This window comes from Pseudomonas sp. PDM30, from assembly GCF_019218985.1.
Lineage (GTDB): Bacteria > Pseudomonadota > Gammaproteobacteria > Pseudomonadales > Pseudomonadaceae > Aquipseudomonas > Aquipseudomonas jessenii.
This window is the reverse complement of record NZ_JAHUWM010000003.1, coordinates 222,069-239,912: the sequence shown is the minus strand read 5'-3', so window position 1 is coordinate 239,912 and position 17,844 is coordinate 222,069. Positions and strand designations below refer to the sequence as shown.

Annotated in this window: 18 protein-coding genes; 9 read left to right on the top strand and 9 right to left on the bottom strand. The window is 59.6% G+C overall.

Going from position 1 to position 17,844, the window contains the following annotated elements:
* Positions 1 to 23: 23 nt before the first annotated feature.
* Positions 24 to 284, top strand: a complete 261-nt coding sequence (locus tag KW840_RS08490; protein ID WP_057716360.1) for a hypothetical protein — start codon at positions 24 to 26, stop codon at positions 282 to 284.
* Positions 285 to 835: 551 nt separating this feature from the next.
* On the opposite strand, the gene KW840_RS08485 is transcribed toward KW840_RS08490, so the two are convergent.
* Both KW840_RS08485 and hmpA read right to left on the bottom strand, forming a co-directional pair.
* Positions 836 to 1,345, bottom strand: a complete 510-nt coding sequence (locus KW840_RS08485; RefSeq protein ID WP_057716361.1) for a disulfide bond formation protein B — start codon at positions 1,343 to 1,345, stop codon at positions 836 to 838.
* Positions 1,346 to 1,642: 297 nt separating this feature from the next.
* Positions 1,643 to 2,824, bottom strand: a complete 1,182-nt coding sequence (gene hmpA / locus KW840_RS08480) for an NO-inducible flavohemoprotein (RefSeq protein ID WP_057716362.1) — start codon at positions 2,822 to 2,824, stop codon at positions 1,643 to 1,645.
* Positions 2,825 to 2,980: 156 nt separating this feature from the next.
* Between hmpA and norR the strand changes: the two genes are divergently transcribed.
* The 5 genes from norR (at position 2,981) to KW840_RS08455 (ending at position 7,428) form a co-directional block, all read left to right on the top strand.
* Positions 2,981 to 4,531 carry a nitric oxide reductase transcriptional regulator NorR gene (gene norR, locus KW840_RS08475; protein ID WP_150815167.1) on the top strand — a complete coding sequence of 517 codons (1,551 nt, stop codon included), beginning with the start codon at positions 2,981 to 2,983 and terminating at the stop codon, positions 4,529 to 4,531.
* Between the two features lie 196 nt (positions 4,532 to 4,727).
* On the top strand, positions 4,728 to 5,630 hold the full coding sequence (locus KW840_RS08470; RefSeq protein ID WP_218494954.1) for a chemotaxis protein CheV: 903 nt from the start codon (positions 4,728 to 4,730) through the stop codon (positions 5,628 to 5,630).
* A 27-nt stretch (positions 5,631 to 5,657) separates the two neighbouring features.
* Complete coding sequence (locus KW840_RS08465; RefSeq protein ID WP_191622249.1) at positions 5,658 to 6,116, top strand: GNAT family N-acetyltransferase; 459 nt, start codon at positions 5,658 to 5,660, stop codon at positions 6,114 to 6,116.
* A 152-nt stretch (positions 6,117 to 6,268) separates the two neighbouring features.
* On the top strand, positions 6,269 to 6,595 hold the full coding sequence (locus KW840_RS08460; protein ID WP_057716365.1) for a hypothetical protein: 327 nt from the start codon (positions 6,269 to 6,271) through the stop codon (positions 6,593 to 6,595).
* Positions 6,596 to 6,678: 83 nt separating this feature from the next.
* Positions 6,679 to 7,428, top strand: a complete 750-nt coding sequence (locus KW840_RS08455) for a YkgJ family cysteine cluster protein (protein ID WP_218494953.1) — start codon at positions 6,679 to 6,681, stop codon at positions 7,426 to 7,428.
* A 128-nt stretch (positions 7,429 to 7,556) separates the two neighbouring features.
* Here the strand turns inward: KW840_RS08455 and KW840_RS08450 are convergent, their stop codons facing one another.
* Positions 7,557 to 7,814: a hypothetical protein gene (locus KW840_RS08450; RefSeq protein ID WP_090453154.1), complete on the bottom strand. Its 258-nt coding sequence runs from the start codon at positions 7,812 to 7,814 to the stop codon at positions 7,557 to 7,559.
* A gap of 195 nt (positions 7,815 to 8,009) precedes the next feature.
* On the opposite strand from KW840_RS08450, the gene KW840_RS08445 reads away from it, so the two are divergent.
* Together KW840_RS08445 and KW840_RS08440 are read left to right on the top strand one after the other, a co-directional pair.
* Positions 8,010 to 8,984: a D-glycerate dehydrogenase gene (locus KW840_RS08445; protein WP_218494952.1), complete on the top strand. Its 975-nt coding sequence runs from the start codon at positions 8,010 to 8,012 to the stop codon at positions 8,982 to 8,984.
* A gap of 187 nt (positions 8,985 to 9,171) precedes the next feature.
* Complete coding sequence (locus KW840_RS08440; protein WP_057716369.1) at positions 9,172 to 9,681, top strand: DUF2165 domain-containing protein; 510 nt, start codon at positions 9,172 to 9,174, stop codon at positions 9,679 to 9,681.
* A gap of 27 nt (positions 9,682 to 9,708) precedes the next feature.
* Here the strand turns inward: KW840_RS08440 and KW840_RS08435 are convergent, their stop codons facing one another.
* Positions 9,709 to 10,611 (bottom strand): DMT family transporter, encoded by a 903-nt coding sequence (locus tag KW840_RS08435; RefSeq protein ID WP_218494951.1) that lies wholly within the window; start codon positions 10,609 to 10,611, stop codon positions 9,709 to 9,711.
* A gap of 151 nt (positions 10,612 to 10,762) precedes the next feature.
* On the opposite strand from KW840_RS08435, the gene KW840_RS08430 reads away from it, so the two are divergent.
* On the top strand, positions 10,763 to 11,638 hold the full coding sequence (locus KW840_RS08430; RefSeq protein WP_218494950.1) for a helix-turn-helix domain-containing protein: 876 nt from the start codon (positions 10,763 to 10,765) through the stop codon (positions 11,636 to 11,638).
* Positions 11,639 to 11,780: 142 nt separating this feature from the next.
* On the opposite strand, the gene KW840_RS08425 is transcribed toward KW840_RS08430, so the two are convergent.
* From KW840_RS08425 to KW840_RS08405, 5 genes are all read right to left on the bottom strand, one after another.
* Positions 11,781 to 14,210, bottom strand: coding sequence for a TonB-dependent receptor (locus KW840_RS08425; RefSeq protein WP_218494949.1), 2,430 nt, complete (start codon positions 14,208 to 14,210; stop codon positions 11,781 to 11,783).
* A gap of 237 nt (positions 14,211 to 14,447) precedes the next feature.
* Positions 14,448 to 15,437 carry a FecR family protein gene (locus KW840_RS08420; protein ID WP_218494948.1) on the bottom strand — a complete coding sequence of 330 codons (990 nt, stop codon included), beginning with the start codon at positions 15,435 to 15,437 and terminating at the stop codon, positions 14,448 to 14,450.
* Positions 15,434 to 16,012 carry an RNA polymerase sigma factor gene (locus KW840_RS08415; RefSeq protein WP_218494947.1) on the bottom strand — a complete coding sequence of 193 codons (579 nt, stop codon included), beginning with the start codon at positions 16,010 to 16,012 and terminating at the stop codon, positions 15,434 to 15,436. Before KW840_RS08415 ends, KW840_RS08420 begins: the two co-directional genes overlap by 4 nt.
* Positions 16,013 to 16,235: 223 nt before the next feature.
* Complete coding sequence (locus KW840_RS08410; RefSeq protein ID WP_057716375.1) at positions 16,236 to 16,643, bottom strand: HPF/RaiA family ribosome-associated protein; 408 nt, start codon at positions 16,641 to 16,643, stop codon at positions 16,236 to 16,238.
* Positions 16,644 to 16,857: 214 nt separating this feature from the next.
* Positions 16,858 to 17,805: a LysR substrate-binding domain-containing protein gene (locus KW840_RS08405; protein ID WP_057716376.1), complete on the bottom strand. Its 948-nt coding sequence runs from the start codon at positions 17,803 to 17,805 to the stop codon at positions 16,858 to 16,860.
* Positions 17,806 to 17,844: the final 39 nt, after the last annotated feature.

The following is a 17,844-nucleotide window of genomic DNA, read 5'->3' as shown; positions in this document are numbered from 1 at the left end:
CGACCTCTAAAGCAGCTTGCGCAATGCAGTTGGGTTTTGATCGCCAACACTTCACCCTGCCAAGGGTTGGCATTTTTCTTGGATTGAATAAGGGCATGCCCGTCGTGCGTCAGACGCTGTACGACAAATCCCGGGCCTGCGGTGAGTTCTTATTCGAATACGTGGTCAAAGGCCTTGTTACAGACCAATTCCATTTGGTGCGGGTAATTGGAGGCTCCGACACCTGGGAATCGCATGAAGCCACCAGACCTCTCGACACCCTGTTTCTGCTCACCCCTGGTTAAGATTTGAGCAGTGCCGGGAATTCAGTGCGGGCGATTGTAGATATGTAACGTTCCATAAACCATGTCTCATCCCGAAATAATTTTTATCCGAACCGGCAACAATCATTAACCGTTTTCGCAAAAGTGGCGCATCTTATCGAAATTAATTCTCAACAAAAACACCAAAATAAGTAGGTCTTCCACCCACGGTTCAGACAGTATCGTGTCCCTCTTCTCGGCCCTTGACCTTGCCCAAGGCCCGATATGACGGGGGCTCTGGCCATTCGCCAGAGCCTGTTAAAACTGCCTGTTCGTGCCCGTAATGGAAAAAACCGGAAGCCTGCAAAACAAGCCAATTTCGTTACGTTTCCATGCACCAATCCGGCCTTCTCGAACGCCCTGCGGCGCTCACTCTGTGACAACATGTCGCACACGTGTCGCACCCTTGATTGCCACCCGTCACAGTCTTTTTACCCGGCCTCTGAAATGTGCTCTGCAAGACAAAAAAAACCCCGGCCCTCTCTTCGAGGACCGGGGCTTTTTTGTCCGACAATAGGAGGCGGCAGTTGACCTCAGCGCAGGGTTTTGCGGTTACGCGAAGTCAGCAACGGCACCAGCACCACGATCAGCACGAAGGCAACCAGCGCCCACTGCGCCAGCGACAGACCGAGGATCGGCGGGTATGGCGTGGAGCAGAAACCATCGACCTGGAAACCCAGCGGGAAGATCTTCGCCAGCGGCAAGTCATCGACAATCGGTTGCAGCACATCGATGCCGCAGCTGACCGCCGGATAGAACTGCGTATAGACGTGATGCCCGGCAACGCCTGCACCTGCCACTGCACAAATCACCACCAGGGTTTCAAACACCGTGATGCTGCGACGGCCGCGCATGGCCGCGCCGATGAAGGCAAAGATCGCGATCAGCAGCAACGCGTAACGTTGCAGGATGCACAACGGGCAAGGGGCCTCGCCCAGAACAATTTGCATGTACAGCGCGCCGCCGATCAGCGCCAGGCAAATGATGCCCAAAAACACCAGGTAGCGCCGTTCACGCCCCAACCGCATGGATTCATCGCTCATCGCGTTTCCCTTCAATATTTCGATTGCCCGTCAGTCTACACGCTGGCCCGGACCTTTGAGAGTCTGGCGCATGTGAGGGGGATTCGGGGGGAATAGACGATAAGGCGGTTAAGAAGGGATTAACTTTCTGACTTTTTTCAGTTCAGGACCGAGGTGAAGCAATCGCGGGCAAGCCACGCTCCCACGGGGGGGTTGTGTCGTTCACATCAATCCGGATCGACACAAATCCCTGTGGGAGCGTGGCTTGCCCGCGATGAAGGCGACGCGGTGAGCCTGCTGACCCACCGCGCCAACCCCTTACTCCAGCGCCGCTGCCGGCCCGAAGAATTCATAACGGCTTTGCTTCTCCGGCACACCCAATGCTTTGAGGTGGCGTTTGATCGCGACCATGAAGCCTTTTGGCCCCAGGAAGTAGGCATCCAGATCGCGCTCTTGCGGCAGCCATTGATGCAACTGCTGCTGGCTCAACAACCCCATCTTGTGCGCCGCCGGGCTCACGCCGTCGTCCTCGGAATAGCAGTAAAAGCGTTTGAGTTGCGGATGACGCTCAGCCAGGCCATCGATCCAGTCGCGGAAGGCATGGACGCTGCCGTTGCGCGCGCAGTGGATGAAATGCACCGGCCGCTGGGTTTCCAGCGCCGCTTCGAGCATCGCCAGGGTCGGGGTGATGCCCACGCCACCACTGATCAGAACCAGTGGCTTGTCGCTGGCGGTCAGGACGAACTCGCCCGATGGCGGGAACAACTGGATGCTGGCGCCGACATGCAACTGGTCGTGCAGGAAGTTGGAAGCGCGGCCACCGGCCTCGCGTTTGACGCTGATGCGGTACTGGCCTTTGTTTGCCAGTGCCGACAGCGAGTAGTTACGACGGATCTCTTCACCGTCGAGGATCAGTTTCATGCCGATGTACTGGCCGGGTTCTGCCAGCAGGATCGGGCCTTTGTCCGCGGGTTCGAAGTAGAACGAAGTGATCTCGGCGCTCTCCTCGACCTTGTCTGCCACGATGAATTCCCGCGCCCCGCGCCAACCGCCCGGTGCCTGTTCCTTCTGGTCGTAGATGCTGGTTTCGGCACCGATCAGGATGTCCGCCAGTTGACCGTAGGCCGCGCCCCAGGCCGCGATCACTTCAGGAGTGGCGATCTCTTCGCCCAATACTTCGGCGATGGCCCGCAGCAGGCAGCTGCCGACAATCGGATAGTGCTCCGGGAGGATCTGCAGGGCCACGTGCTTGTTGATGATCTTGGCCACCAGGTCGCCCAACTGGTCGAGCTGGTCGATATGGCGCGCATACATCAATACGCCGTTGGCCAGGGCACGCGGCTGATCACCGCTGGCCTGGTGGGCCTGGTTGAACAGCGGGCGGACTTGCGGATATTCGGAGAGCATCATGCGGTAGAAGTGCGTGATCAGCGCCTCACCACCGCTTTCGAGCAGCGGCACGGTGGATTTGACGATGGCACGGTCTTGAGCGCTCAGCATAAGGTGACTCCTGGTCTTCTTGGGTTGCTAACGGACTACCCTATGCTTATCAGCTTTCGTGCCAACTATTTAATCGTTATAAATCAATGGCTTAATAACTAAATAGTCATTTAGACACTTCCTGATTTATAGTCATACCGACTACACGGAGTCACTATGACTGCAAAACCCCTGCTCACTGCTCTGCTGCCCCTGGTCGCCGACCTGTCTCGCGAACTGCCCGAGGGTGAGCGTTATCGCCGCCTGTTGGAAGCCATGCGCGCCCTGCTCCCGTGCGACGCCGCCGCCCTGCTGCGCCTTGATGGTGAATGGCTGGTGCCGCTGGCCGTCGACGGCTTGAGTACCGACACCCTCGGCCGGCGCTTCAAGGTCAGCGAGCACCCGCGTTTCGAAGCGCTGCTCAGCGGCCCCGGCCCGACCCGTTTCGCTGCCGACAGCGACTTGCCTGACCCCTATGACGGCCTGGTCGATGGCCTGGATGATCATCTGGAAGTCCACGACTGCATGGGTTGCCCGTTGTTCATCGACGAGCGCCCATGGGGCCTGCTGACCCTCGATGCCCTCGACCCGGAGCGGTTCGAACCGATCGAACTGGATGCCCTGCAAGCCTTCGCCAGCCTCGCGGCCGCTACGGTCAACGCCGCCGAGCGCATCGAGCGGTTGAACAACCGGGTCGAAGATGAGCATCAGCGCGCCGAGGTCTACCGCCAGGCCAGCGGCCAGCAGAATCGCGAGATGATTGGCCAGAGCAAGGCCCACAAGCGCCTGGTCGAAGAAATCAGCTTGGTAGGCGGCAGCGACCTGACCGTGTTGATCACCGGCGAAACCGGGGTCGGCAAGGAGTTGGTGGCCCAAGCCATCCATGCCGCCTCGCCCCGCGCCGACAAACCAATCATCAGCCTCAACTGCGCCGCGCTGCCCGACACCCTGGTGGAAAGCGAGTTGTTCGGCCATGTTCGCGGCGCCTTCACCGGGGCAATGAACGACCGCCGTGGCAAGTTCGAACTGGCCAATGGCGGCACGCTGTTCCTTGATGAAGTCGGCGAGTTGTCGCTGACCGTGCAGGCCAAGTTGCTGCGGGTGCTGCAAAGCGGTCAACTGCAGCGACTGGGTTCGGACCAGGAGCATCAGGTCGACGTGCGCCTGATCGCGGCGACCAACCGCGACCTCGCCGAAGAAGTACGCAGCGGCCGTTACCGCGCCGACTTCTACCATCGCCTCAGCGTGTATCCGCTGCTGGTGCCGGCCCTGCGCGATCGCGGGCGCGATGTGCTGCTGCTCAGCGGTTACTTCCTGGAGCAGAACCGCTCGCGCATGGGACTCAACAGCCTGCGCCTGAACAGCGACGCCCAGGCCGCGTTATTGGCCTACGACTGGCCCGGCAATGTGCGCGAGCTTGAACATTTGATCGGCCGCAGCGCCTTGAAAGCCCTGGGCAATTGCAAGGAGCGGCCAAAGATTCTCAGCTTGAGCGCAGCCGACCTCGACTTGCCCAGCGCCAGCGTTGAAACCGCTGCCGAGCAACCCGCCATCGCCGCTGTGGCGTTGGTAGCAGGTGATTTGCGCGAGGCGACCGAAAACTATCAGCGCCAGTTGATCGGTGCCTGCCTGGAGCGGCACAACAACAACTGGGCAAGCGCGGCCCGTGAGCTAGGCTTGGATCGGGCGAATCTTGGGCGGATGGCCAAAAGGCTCGGCATGAAGTGATGACCCCATCGCGAGCAAGCTCGCTCCCACAGGATATGTGAACGACGACGATCCAATGTGGGAGCGAGCTTGCTCGCGATGGCGTCTTACTGTTCACCGCAATTGTTAAAGCCTGCCCCAAACAAGTCGATAACCCGGCATCGAAGTCATTGGCGATCCCTGGATTGCCCGTCACCTTTTTCCAGAGAAGGTTTATATGTCCTCCACCAAAGCCCGCGCAGACTCACTTTCGCTTCTGCTGTTTACCTTGCGCAGCGGCAAGCTGATGGCGATCAACCTGCTCAAGGTCAGTGAAATCATTCCCTGCCCGCCGCTGACCAGGCTGCCGGAGTCACATCCCCACGTCAAAGGCATCGCCACCCTGCGCGGTGCCTCGCTGTCGGTGATCGACCTCAGCCGTGCCATTGGCGAGCTTCCGCTGGAAGACCCCAACGGCGGCTGCCTGATCGTCACCGACGTCAGCCGCTCCAAGCAGGGCCTGCACGTACAGGCCGTGAGCAAGATCGTCCATTGCCTGACCACCGACATCCGCCCGCCGCCCTTCGGCTCCGGTGGTTCGCGTGCCTACATCACTGGCGTGACGTCGGTTGATGGCACCCTAGTACAAGTGCTGGACATCGAAAAAGTCATCCATGGCATCGCCCCGGCACAAATCGAAATGGCGCCGACCGAACTGAGCATGGAAGACGCCGAACTGCTCGGCAACGCGCGCATCCTGGTGGTCGATGACAGCCAGGTCGCCTTGCAGCAATCGGTGCACACCCTGCGTAACCTCGGCCTGCAGTGCCATACGGCCCGCAGTGCCAAGGAAGCCATCGACTGCCTGCTGGACCTGCAAGGCACCGCGCAGCAGATCAACCTGATCGTCTCGGACATCGAGATGTCGGAGATGGACGGTTACGCCTTCACCCGCACCCTGCGGGAAACCCCGGATTTCGCGCATCTTTATGTACTGCTGCACACCTCGCTGGACAGTGCGATGAACGCCGAGAAAGCACGACTGGCGGGCGCGAACGCGGTGCTGACCAAGTTTTCTTCGCCGGAATTGACCCAGTGCCTGATCACCGCGGCCAAGGCTGTCGCCGAACAGGGTTATTGAGTGTTGACCGAAGAATTCTGCTGGCTGATGCGGCGCGACCTCTCTGTCGTCGTGCCTCCCCCTGATTGGCCAACCGGCCTGCAACTGAGCGAATACCGCCCCGAACTGGGCGCCGCCGTGCACCGGTTGATGGAGTTCGGTTATCTCGACGGCGGTGGTCGCGTAGCCGCGCTGGACATGTGGCAACGGCAGTTCGAAACCGATCCGGAATATGACCCGGCCCTGTGCTTCATTGCCCTGGATGCCGAGGAAGTGGTCGGCGTTTGCCAGTGCTGGACCAGTGCCTATATCAAGAACCTGGTGGTGCACCCGCGGTTTCAGGGTCGGGGGTTGGGGCGTGCGCTGTTGTTGCAGGCGTTCAAGGTGTTCCAGCAGCGGCATGAAGGTTTCGTGGACCTGAAGGTACGTGAAGACAACCTTCGTGCGCGGCGCTTGTATGAAAACGTCGGGATGCGCGCGATCCGCCGGGAGCCGGTTCCGCTCTGATGCCGCCATCGCGAGCAGGCTCGCTCCCACAGTTGATGTGTGTACACCGTCCTATGTGGGAGCGGGCTTGCTCGCGAAGAGGTCAGCAAAGTCTCCATCTACCTTTCAGGCATACTCCTGCCTTGGCCACTCAGCCCAAGGAAGCCTGAACCATGAAAGCTGCGCCCCTGATTCTGTTCTGCCTCACCGCCCTCGCCTCCCAGGCCCACGCCTCCAGCCCCGACGCCTGGGCCACCTACGACAAAGCCGTACTCACCAGTTGCACCAAGGCCAGTGGCCTGAAGGACAGCAAACCGGTCGGCAACGCCGCGCAGTTCGATGACCGGGTCGGCTACACCGCGCTCCTGCTCCAGGGCCAGTACCCGCAAAAGCACATGAAAGGCGCACAAGGCACCGAGTTGTGCCTGTACAACAAAAAGAGCAAAACCGCGTACGTCACCGAATGGGACTCCATCCGCCCGGCCGGCAAGGCAAACTGACTGGCGCATAATTTGCTTCGATAGCGGCTTTTGCGGCGGCATTCTGTCGCCGCTTCATGCCCTGTGACGCGAACGAACGCTCGATGAATACAACATTTTCCTGTGTAGGCTGCGGCAAATGCTGTAACGACCACCATGTGCCCCTGACCCTGGGCGAAGCCCGGATGTGGGCAGCCGATGGCGGTCAGGTGATCGTGCTGGTGGAGGCGTTTCTGGGCAATGGCCTGGGTCTGCCGGTGCACCAACGGGAACACGCCGAACGCCGTTCGGCGGCAGTGCGCAGCGGTGAATCCGAGGCGTACGTGGCTATCACCTTCGCCGCCTACAATGTCGGCCCCTGCCGAAATCTTGACGAAGACAACCTCTGTCGCATCTACGAACGCCGGCCGCTGGTGTGCCGTATCTATCCGATGGAAATCAATCCGCACATACCTCTGAACACCGCCATGAAGGAATGTCCGCCTGAGTCGTGGGAAAAAGGACCGGAGCTGATTGTCGGCGGTGAGCTGGTCGACCGGGAATTGTCGGAACTGATCCAGCGCTCCCGTCAGGCGGATCGTGATGACATTCTGATGAAGGATGCAATTTGTGCGTTGCTGGGGATTCGCACCACGGCCCTGAAGGGCGACGGGTTTACCGCTTATCTGCCGGATATGGCGGAATTTGCCGCGATCATCGACGACCTGGCCGGGCAAACGTTGCCGCAGTGGGGCAGTGAATGGCGGTTTCATGTGTCGGGGGATGATATTGCCGGGCAAGTGCTGGCCGCAGGTGCGCAAGTGACGGCGGATGCGCTGACGAATTACTCGTTTATTTCGTTGCGGGCGACTTGATCCGGGATTTGCAGTGTTTGTGCCGGCCCCTTCGCGAGCAAGCCCGCTCCCACTGGAGGAATGCATTCCAAATGTGGGAGCGGGCTTGCTCGCGAAGACGGCAGACCAGTCACCGCAGACTTAAGAACTCAGCGCTTACCCATCGACCGGCGAGTCCCCGGCGGTGCCATGCCCGGCGTCTTGGTGTGGCCGTTCTTGGCGCCGTTCTTGTACCACGGCTGGTTGGAACCCTTGGCGGCCGCCAGCTCACCCGGCTTGAACGGGAATTTGAAGGCCGGGATCCCGGCTTTGGATTCGCTGTCGGCGCTGGAGTCGACGCTGTCTGGCAGCTCTGCCTGCACGTCGTTCAGGGCGTCGGCGACCGGCGGTTGTTTCGGGGAAGTCATGAAAGCTCCGGGTGGTGCATGAAATGTCGGGCCCGGTGAGCGGGCCGCATGCCACAGTATAAGAAGTGCGGCAGTATAACTGGATGGAGCACGACAAGCTGCAAGCTTGCATAGACCGCCTGACGACTCGCACAAATCCCGCGAAGAATGTTAGCGTGCTCATCATTCTTCACCGCCCGACGAGCCCGCCCACCCATGAAAAAGACCGTCCTTGCATTCAGCCGCGTCACGCCACCAATGATCGAACGTCTGCAACAGGATTTCGACGTCATCGTGCCGAATCCGAAAAACGGCGACATCAACGCCCAATTCAACGAAGCCCTGCCCCACGCCCACGGCTTGATCGGCGTCGGTCGCAAACTCGGCCGCGCTCAATTGGAATACGCCACCACGCTGGAGGTGGTATCCAGTGTCTCGGTGGGCTACGACAACTATGACCTGGCCTACTTCAACGAACGCGGGATCATGCTGACCAACACGCCGGATGTGCTCACCGAAAGCACCGCCGACCTAGCGTTTGCCCTGTTGATGAGCAGCGCGCGCCGCGTCGCCGAACTGGATGCCTGGACCAAGGCCGGGCAATGGCAGGCCACTGTCGGTGCGCAGCTGTTCGGTTGCGATGTGCATGGCAAGACGCTGGGCATTGTCGGCATGGGCAATATCGGTGCGGCCATCGCCCGACGCGGTCGCCTGGGGTTCAACATGCCGGTCATCTACAGCGGCAACAGCCGCAAGACCGAACTGGAACAGGAACTCGGCGCGCAGTACCGCAGCCTCGATCAATTGCTGGCCGAAGCTGATTTCGTGTGCCTGGTGGTGCCGCTCAGCGAGAAAACCAAACACTTGATCAGCCATCGCGAACTGGCGCTGATGAAACCAAGCGCCATCCTGGTGAACATTGCCCGCGGCCCGGTGGTGGATGAGCCGGCGCTGATCGAAGCGCTGCAAAACAACCGCATTCGTGGTGCCGGGCTGGACGTTTACGAAAAAGAACCGCTGGCCGAGTCCCCACTGTTCCAGTTGAAAAATGCCGTGACCTTGCCGCACATTGGCTCGGCCACCCATGAGACCCGCGATGCCATGGCCAACCGTGCCCTGGCCAACCTGCGCAGTGCGCTGTTGGGGGAACGCCCACAGGACCTGGTCAACCCGCAAGTCTGGAAGGGTTGAAAAAAGGGCAGGCGTTAAAAGCGCCTGCCCTTAAATGCAAAAAATAAAAACAATATCACTCTAAACCTGTAAAAAAACTGTCTGAATACACACCCTGCAATTCAGTCAATAAACAAATAACAAAACCACCCGCTAGACTCTCCTTACTTTTCCAGACACAACGGAAACAACAAAGGAGATCACCACCTTGAATCAACTTACGACAAATCAAGTCATACGCTTCAGCAAAGCCACACTAATGTTATTCATAAGTATTTTTGGATTGCTGGTGATGTACAGCAACGTTACGGACTACGCAACCAACTACGAAAACATCAGTAACATCCTGAGCATGGAGACCACAGATGACGACGAGAAGTACACCTACAGGGCCATTACCTCGCAGATACTCCATCACCGCATCTACTGGCTCATCATTACACTCGAGGTTATCTACACGCTCTTCTTCATGATCGGAACCTGTTATCTTTATAAAAACATGAGTAGCAGCGCTGAAGAGTTTCACGAGGCCAAAAAGCCCGCGATCATAGGATTACTCATTGCGCTCTTGCTTTACTATGTCGGCTTTCAAGTTATCGGCGTGGAATGGTTCAACATGGACCAATCACAAGCCTGGAATTACAAAGACTGGACCCGGCATATTGTCGACTTCATACTACCGCTGCTGATTTATATTGCGATCAAAGTCGAGCGCTGAGGACTTCAGCGCTCGATGAACGTCATCTCAAGCGAGCTTGCTACTCCCTTGTACCAAGCGTGGTTTGGGCTTGCGAAACACCAGTACGTTACCCGACATCACCAATACCAGCCCCAACAGCGCCGGCATCGTCCACTGATAACCCTCGGCGAACGCTGACACGTTGAGTGCCACCACCGGAAACAGCACTGTGCAGTACGCAGCCCGCTCTGGCCCCATGCGGCCGACCAGGGTCAGGTAGGCGGTGAAACCGATCACCGATCCCGGAATCACCAGGTACAACAGTGACCCGATGTAACGCGCGCTCATCTCCATGTCGAAGGGAATGCCTTTGACCAGGCACCACACGGTTAGCATCGCCGCCCCGTAAGCCATGCCCCAGGCATTGGTGGTCAGCGGTTTGAGACCGGCCTTCTGTTGCAGGCTCGAAAGCATGTTGCCCGCCGAGAAACACAAGGTGCCACACAGGGCCAGACCGAGGCCGAGCAAGGTTTCCGGGCTGGCGGTATGCCCGGCAAGCTCCGGCCAGAACAACAGTCCCAGCCCAAGCAGGCCCAACGCACCGCCCATCAGCACATTGCGGGCAATTCTCTGACCGAAGAACACCCGCGCGTTGAGGGCATTCCACAGGGTGGCGGTGGAAAACACCACGGCCACCAGACCGCTGGGGATCCACTGGCTCGCGGTGAGGAAGCACATGAAGTTGACGCAGAACAGGCACAAGCCCTGAGCCAGGCAGATCAGGTGCCCGCGACGGTTCATCACTTGCAGGCGTCGGCTGAGCAGCAGGATCACGAACAGCACCAGTGCGGCGAGGCCGAAGCGATACACGATCGACACGGGAATGGCCACCACGCCCAGTTGCCATTTCAAGGCAATCCAGGTGGTACCCCAGATCAGCACAGTCAGCAGGTACAAAGAAAGGTTCATGACTAAGGCTCCTCGCTAGGTGCCCAGTGTCTGGCGCCACGCCTGGGCGCACTTGCATAAACTTGCGCTTTTGTCTGAGGACAGGCTGGCAGGCGCACGTCTACGGAGTAGGATGCAAGCCGTTGGATGCAGGTGTTAGAGAGCAACGATCATGGCTGCACTGGATACCCTACAAGTCTTTCAAGCCCTCAACCGCTCGCCGAATGCTCGCCTTGAGCACAGCGCCGAGCTCGGTGACGGCTTGTCTGCAGCCTTGTGGAGCAATCACCACGACGCTCAGGAATACGAAGCGCCCAGCCACCACACGTTGTCCTGTTACCTTGCCGGCGGCACCGGCACCTTTCGCCGCGACCAGCCCGGCAACAAGGGTGGTCCGGACAAACTGTGCATCCTCCCCGCCGATCACCAGTCAGGATGGGTGATCAATGGCGATATTCGCCTGGCACACCTGTATTTCAGCCCCGAACAATTTGCCCTTGGCTGCGTCACCCTGCTCGATCGCGAGCCACGGGAAATGCAGCTGCGCGAGCAGACCTTTCTCGATGATCCGCAGCAGGCGCTGCGCTTTCGGCAGTTGGTCGCCTTGAACTGGGACGAGCCGGGCGAGCGCCTGCTCACCAGCAGCCTGGCTCACGAATTGCTCAGCCATGCCCTGCTCAGCCAGGTCAACGTGCGTCAGGGCTTACGCCTTAAAGGCGGGCTGGCCGCGCACCAGCGCCGGCATCTGGTGGAGTTCATCGACAGCCATCTGGACGAGGCCATCAGCCTCGGTCAATTGGCGGCGTTGTGTGCGTTGTCCGAATACCACTTCGCGCGGATGTTCCGCGAAAGCTTCGGCTTGCCACCCCACCAGTACGTGCTGGCGCGGCGCCTTGACCGGGCGCGGGAGTTGCTGCGCACGACCTCGCAGCCACTGGGGGAGATTGCACTGGCTTGTGGTTTTTCCAGCGCCAGCCATTTCACCAACCGGTTTCGCCAGTCACTTGGCGGGACGCCCGGCGAATATCGACAGGCGTTTTTGCGCTAGACCCGATTTTTTATCGCCTGTACTGCCGCCTTCGCGAGCAAGCCCGCTCCCACAAGGTTTGGTGATGCTTACCTGTTTTGTGGCTACCCTATTCCCCTGTGGGAGCGAGCTTGCTCGCGATGAACGATGACACGGTCTATCGTCAGAACTCCAAGGTGCTCGACAACGTCACCTGCCGCGAATCCCCCATCGACACAAAGAACCGACTCGCCGCCGAGGTGTAGTAGGTGCGATCGAACAGGTTCTTCACGTTGAGCTGGAACTTGACCTTCTGCCCTTCGACCCTGGTGTCGTAGGTGGCGAACGCATCGGCCACGGTGTAGCTCGGCAGGTCGAAATCGTTCACCGCGTTGCCCGCGCGCTCACCCACATAACGCGCCCCGGCGCCGACCCGCAGTTGATCACCGCCAATGACGCTGCCGAAGTCATAGACGGCCGACAACGAGCCGCTGTTCTTCGCCACGTTCTGCAACTGATTGCCTTTGTAATCCGGGTCTTCGGTGACTTCGGCATCGGTATAGGCGTAGCTGCCGATCATGCTCCAGCGATCGGTGAGCTGACCGCTCAGGTCCACTTCCAGGCCACGGGAACGCACTTCACCGGCGGCACTGTAAATCGTGGTCGGACCTTCGGCGTTGGCCACCAGCACATTGCGCTTCTTGATGTCGAACAGTGCGATGTTGCCGGTAACGCGGCCCGGCAGATCAAGCTTGGCACCCAGCTCCCAGGACTTGGCTTCTTCCGGAGCGATACCGCCGTCAAGCACGGTACTGCTGCCGCTCAATGGCGCGATGGTCGAGTTGGGTTTGAACGACTCGGTGTAGCTGCCGTAGAACGACAAGGCATCGGTGTATTTGTACACAAGGCCCGCGCGCGGCACCCATTTCTGCCCGTTGCTGTCGGTATTGGCGTGGAACGGTACGCCTTTGCCGGCGTACTGGTCGTACGCCTGGAAACGCGCGCCGGCCACCAGAATCCACTGGTCGGTGAGGTGGATGGAGTCTTGCAGGAAGACCGAATCGCTGCGCAGTTCATCGGTCTGTGCGCTGTCGGGCGCACTGACGGTGGTGCCCGGCACTTCCCGACCATAAACCGGATTGACGTAACTGAATGTGGTCAGGCTTTTCTGGCGGATCAGGTCTTCGCGGTAGATCTTGCGGTACTCATCGTCGATACCGAACAGCAGGTCATGCTGCATGCCGAGCACATTCACGTTGCCTTCGAGGCTGGCGGTGGTGAACCGGTCGGTGCTGATCGCATTCTGGGTGCCGTCCATGTTGCGGGTCAGGGTGCCCTTTTTGGTGTCGATGGCGGTCACGCGCACCTGACTGGCATCGTAGGTTTCGCGGTTATAGCTGTAGCCGAAATGGGCTTTCCAGTTGTCGTTGAGTTCGTGATCGGCCTCGAAGTGATAGAGGTCCGAGCGCCCTTCCATGTTGTTGAACGGTTCGTCGAGACGCTCGTTGCGCGAGATGTCCAGCGGATGGTTGGTCCGTGGATCGATCAGCGTGCCGCGGTCGAAGGGTGTGAGGAATTCGCGGTGCTCATAGGAGAACAGCAGCTTGGTGCTTTCGCCGTACCAGGCCAGCGACGGCGCGATCAGGCTCTCGCGATGCACACCGAAGTTACGCCAGTAATCTTCGTCTTCGTAGTCCAGCACCATGCGGTAGGCCAGTCCGGAATCGCCGAGGGCCCCAGTGCTGTCGAGGCTGCCACCGCTGCCGTTCTTGCCGTCGTCATAGCTCGAACCGCGCGCGGTCAGCGCGTTGTACCGCTCAAGTTCGGGCTTCTTGCTGACCATATTGACCACGCCACCCGGATCCTGGATGCCATAGAGCAACGAGGCCGGGCCCTTGAGCACTTCGACCCGGTCCACGCTGGCGTTGAGGCCACGACCCTGTACGATCGGCATGCCGTCGCGCATGATCGAGCCGTTACGGTTGTCGCCAAAGCCACGGACCATCACCGAGTCCTGGGTGCTGCCCAGAGTGTTGGCCTGGGTGATGCCGCTGACATTGGCCAGCGCGTCATCGAGATTGCGCGGCGCCTGGTCGCGGATGACCTGGGCCGGAACGACGTTGATCGTCTGCGGGATCTCCTGTACGGGGGCCGAGGAGCGCATCACTGAAGTGATGGGTGGCGGTTGATAGCTCATGGAGTCATCCATCACCGAGGTGATGGTGGTCGCGCCCAGGTTCAACGCCCCTTCAGTCGGCCGTGGTTCCAGTGCAATGGTGTGGCCGTCGGTGCGACGGAACGTCAAGCCCGAACCAGTGAGCAGACGTTGCAGAGCCTGTTCGGCGCTCATCTGGCCATTGATGGCCGGCGCATTGAGACCGTACGGCGCCTCATCGGTGTAGACGACGCTGATGCCGGTCACTCGGCTGAAATCACTCAGGGCCTGGGGCAACGGTTTGGCGGCCAGCGCAAAATTGAATTGCCCACGCGACTGACTGCTGCCTGCCTCTTCGGCCAGCGCTACGCTCAGCGGCAACAAGGCCAATGCCGAAAAGCTCAACGCAGACACACCCAACCATTGTTTGACCGAACCCGATTTTGCCCTGGACTTCATGACTCATGACCTGTGTAGAACCGCAACGGATGCGAATGACTCGCAGTTTCAGTCACTACACGGATGGCAATCGGGTTTACCTCAGCAAAAACTGAAAATATTTTTATTTGAGTGGTTGGGTGTCTGATCTGCCGTCATCGCGAGCAAGCTCGCTCCCACAGGTATTGAGTTGCTCAAAATATTGGGGCAACACGTAACCCTGTGGGAGCGGGCTTGCCCGCGAAGAGGCCAACAGCTTTAGCGCAGAATAATCAGATGCCCCAAAACCTGATGCTGCTCAAACCCCAACACCCCCTGCAACGAATTCAACACCGCCTGCGGGTTCCTGCTCGGAAAGCTGCCACTGACCCGGCGCATCGCCAGTTCATCATTGAGCAACACGATCCGTCCGGGGTAATAGCGCGCCAAATCCTGTACCACATCGGCCAACGTCGCCTTGTAGTAATTGAGCCAGCCCTGGCGCCATGCCAACTGCGCTTCGCTGTCCACCGAGTGGAGTGTTTGCGCCGAGCCTTCGCCATAGGCCACTTGCTGGCCGGCGGTGAGCACTTGCTGATCGGCTTTCTGGTGCGCCGTCACGCCGACCCGTCCCGACAGCACCGTGACCTGTGCACCGTGGGGCTGCAAACGGACTTCGAACTGCGTGCCCAGGACCCGCGTCTGGCCTTTCTCGGCGTCCACCACAAACGGCTCGCCGGTATGGGTAACGCTGAAAAAGCCGGCGCCGCGGCGCAGTTGCACATGCCGCTCACCGCGACTGAAATCCACGGCGATGGCGCTGTCGGCATCCAGTGTCACCTGCGACTGATCGGCCAGGGTAACGGTGCGAATTTCCCCCGGTGCCGAGACGTAATCCGCCCCCAGTGCATCAATCCAACGCATAGGCTGCCAGCCTGTACCGACACTGATCATCAACAGCAGACACGCGGCCATCGCCAGCGTACCGGACCAGCGCCCGAGCGTGCTGCGCCGCGGCTTGTCCATGGCGTTGAGATAGCCCTGCAAGGCAAAAGCGTCTTCATCGGCGAGTGTGCGCGCCGGTCCTTCGCTCAACTCCCACAGGACCTGCGCCCGGGCATAGGCCTCGGCATGGGCGGGGTCGGCCTGCAACCATTGGCTGAACGTCGCCTGGTCACCGCTGTTGGGCTGGTCATGCAACAGGCTCAGCCAGGCCAGCGCGGCCTGCTCCTGCGCCGGCGTCGGGGTGACGCGTTTGAAGTCGTTCACGGTGCTGTCCCTGGCGTACGCGGTTCGGGTTCCCGAAGGCTGGCCTTGCAGGCTTCGAGGGCGCGCATCATATGTTTTTCCACGGCACTTTGGGACAAGCCCATGGCCTTGGCGATCTCGGCGTATTTGCGGCCGTGAATGCGATTGAGCAAGAAGATCTGCCGCGTACGCTCCGGCAAGGCGCGCAATGCGGCTTCGACATGGCGCAGATCGTTGCCCGCCTCCAGCGCCGCTTGCGGTCCGCTGCCATGGCTGTCTGGTGATTCCACCATCAAACCTTCGCTGGCCCGGACCCTCGTGCCTTCACTGCGCAAGTGATCGATGGCGATGTTGCCGGCGCAGCGCAGCAGGTAGGTGCTGAGTTCCTCGACTTGCACCAACGGCCGCCGCCAGAATCGCAGGAACAAATCCTGTACCAGGTCAGCCGCCGTCGCCCGACAACCGACACGCCGGCTCACCAGTGCTTCCATTTGCGAACGCTGGGAGAGAAACACCTGGAGAAAATACGCACGGTCCCCGCGCTGTTGATCGCGCTCGATATCGTGGGGTTCGGGGGCGGAGTGATCATCGTTCATGTTTCGACCTGAAAACCGGGGAGGCCACGACAGCGTCAGGGGACCGGAAAGGCCGCAATATTAATGATAAATATTCTCATATGCAAAAGGATCGGGTGCAGCCCTTTATTACGCCCGTTGGTTGCACCAATGGCATAGCCATGGAATCCAAAAGCCACCGAAAACAAAACGGGCCTGCAATGCAGGCCCGTTTTCATGGGAAGGTAAAAAAGTGAATCAGGTGTCAGCCGTTAAGCGCTGCCTGTTCGTTCTCAAGAAACTCTTCTTCCAGCAGATGGTCGGCATGGGCGGCACTCTCGATGGGCACCACATTGGCTCGTTTGCCGCGTAATTTGCCGAACATATGCTCCAGCGCATGTTCAAGTTTGGTAGCCGCTCCGTCGATCGCCTGCTCCATGGTGGAGGCTTTATGGGTGACGGAAATCGGTTGATGGCCTTTTGGCCGCGCCTCCAGCTGGCAGCGCATGTCGTGGGGACCCGGCTTGTCGCCGTTCTCGTCCCGCAGGTGAACCTCGACTCGTGTCAGGTCCTCTTCGTAGCGTTCGAGCGTGCTCTCAATGGTCGTACGTACCCACTCCTCCAGTCGTTTACTGCCTTGAATATGGTTATCGCTATTGACTTGGATTTGCATAGTTCATCCCTTATTTCAGCTAGCTCGCGAGAGGCCGGTCAGCTAAGCCCTTGGGCGTCATCACCGTGACCTCTTACTTACACAATCGGTCTGTACGCTGAACAATTCAACCCCCTAAAAAAGATAAATTTTCAATCGCAAAAAAAGTCGGACAACCGGTAAAAGCGCTGTTAAGGTCGGGAGTTGGGTCGCCCTGCTCTTACGTAATAATTGCTCACATTTGCCGCTCCCCCAACGGGTGCAGGCTGCGAAAAGCACCCGCCTCCTCCACCAACCAATCGTGCACCGCGCGCACACCCGGATGGCTCAACGCCCCGGGTGCGTAAAGCAGCATGTAGCGCTTGTGATTGGGCACCGCCAGGCCGAACGGCACGATCAACGCCCCGCGCTCCAGCTCATCGTTGAGCAGTGTCCGTCGGGCAATCGCCACCCCCATCCCGGCGATGGCCGCTTCGATCGTCAGGTGATTGCGATTGAAGGTATGCCCGCGTCGCACATCCGCCCCCTCGAAGCCGATGGCATTGAGGTAAAACTCCCATTCCGCGTACTCGTAGCTGCCGCGCCAGGCGGTGATGTCGTGCAGCAAGGGAAAGTGCATCAGGTCCGCCGGACCATGCAGTGGTGGACGACCACGCAACAGGCTCGGCGCGCACACCGGAAAAATCTGTTCATCAAGCAAGGCTGTGGATAACAGTCCCGGATAACTGCCGTCGTTCAGGTCGATCGCCAGGTCGAAGTCACCTTCATGCAACGGCACGCTGCTGTCCTCGGCCACCAGGCGCAACTGGATGTCCGGAAAACGCTGCTGCAAACGCGGCAGTCGCGGCGTCAGCCATTTGCTCAGGAACGACGGAATCGAACGCACCCGCAGAATCCCGCTGATCATGCCCGCGTCCAGTCGCCGCAATTCCGAGTCGATGCTGCCAAAGGCCTCGTTGACGGTAATGGCCAGACGCTGACCCTCTGCGCTCAGCTCCACTCCGCGGGCGCGGCGGTGAAACAGGCGAAAGCCCAGGCGTTCTTCCAACTGGCGGATCTGCTGGCTGACCGCCCCCGGTGTGATGTGCAGCTCTTCGGCGCAGCGGGTGAACGACAGGTGCCGCGCGGCACAGGCAAACACGTTCAGCCAGACATACGTCTGGGCGTGTAATTGACGGCTCATCGTTTAGTCCTGCTAAAGGATGTCTTAGGAATTTTCGTT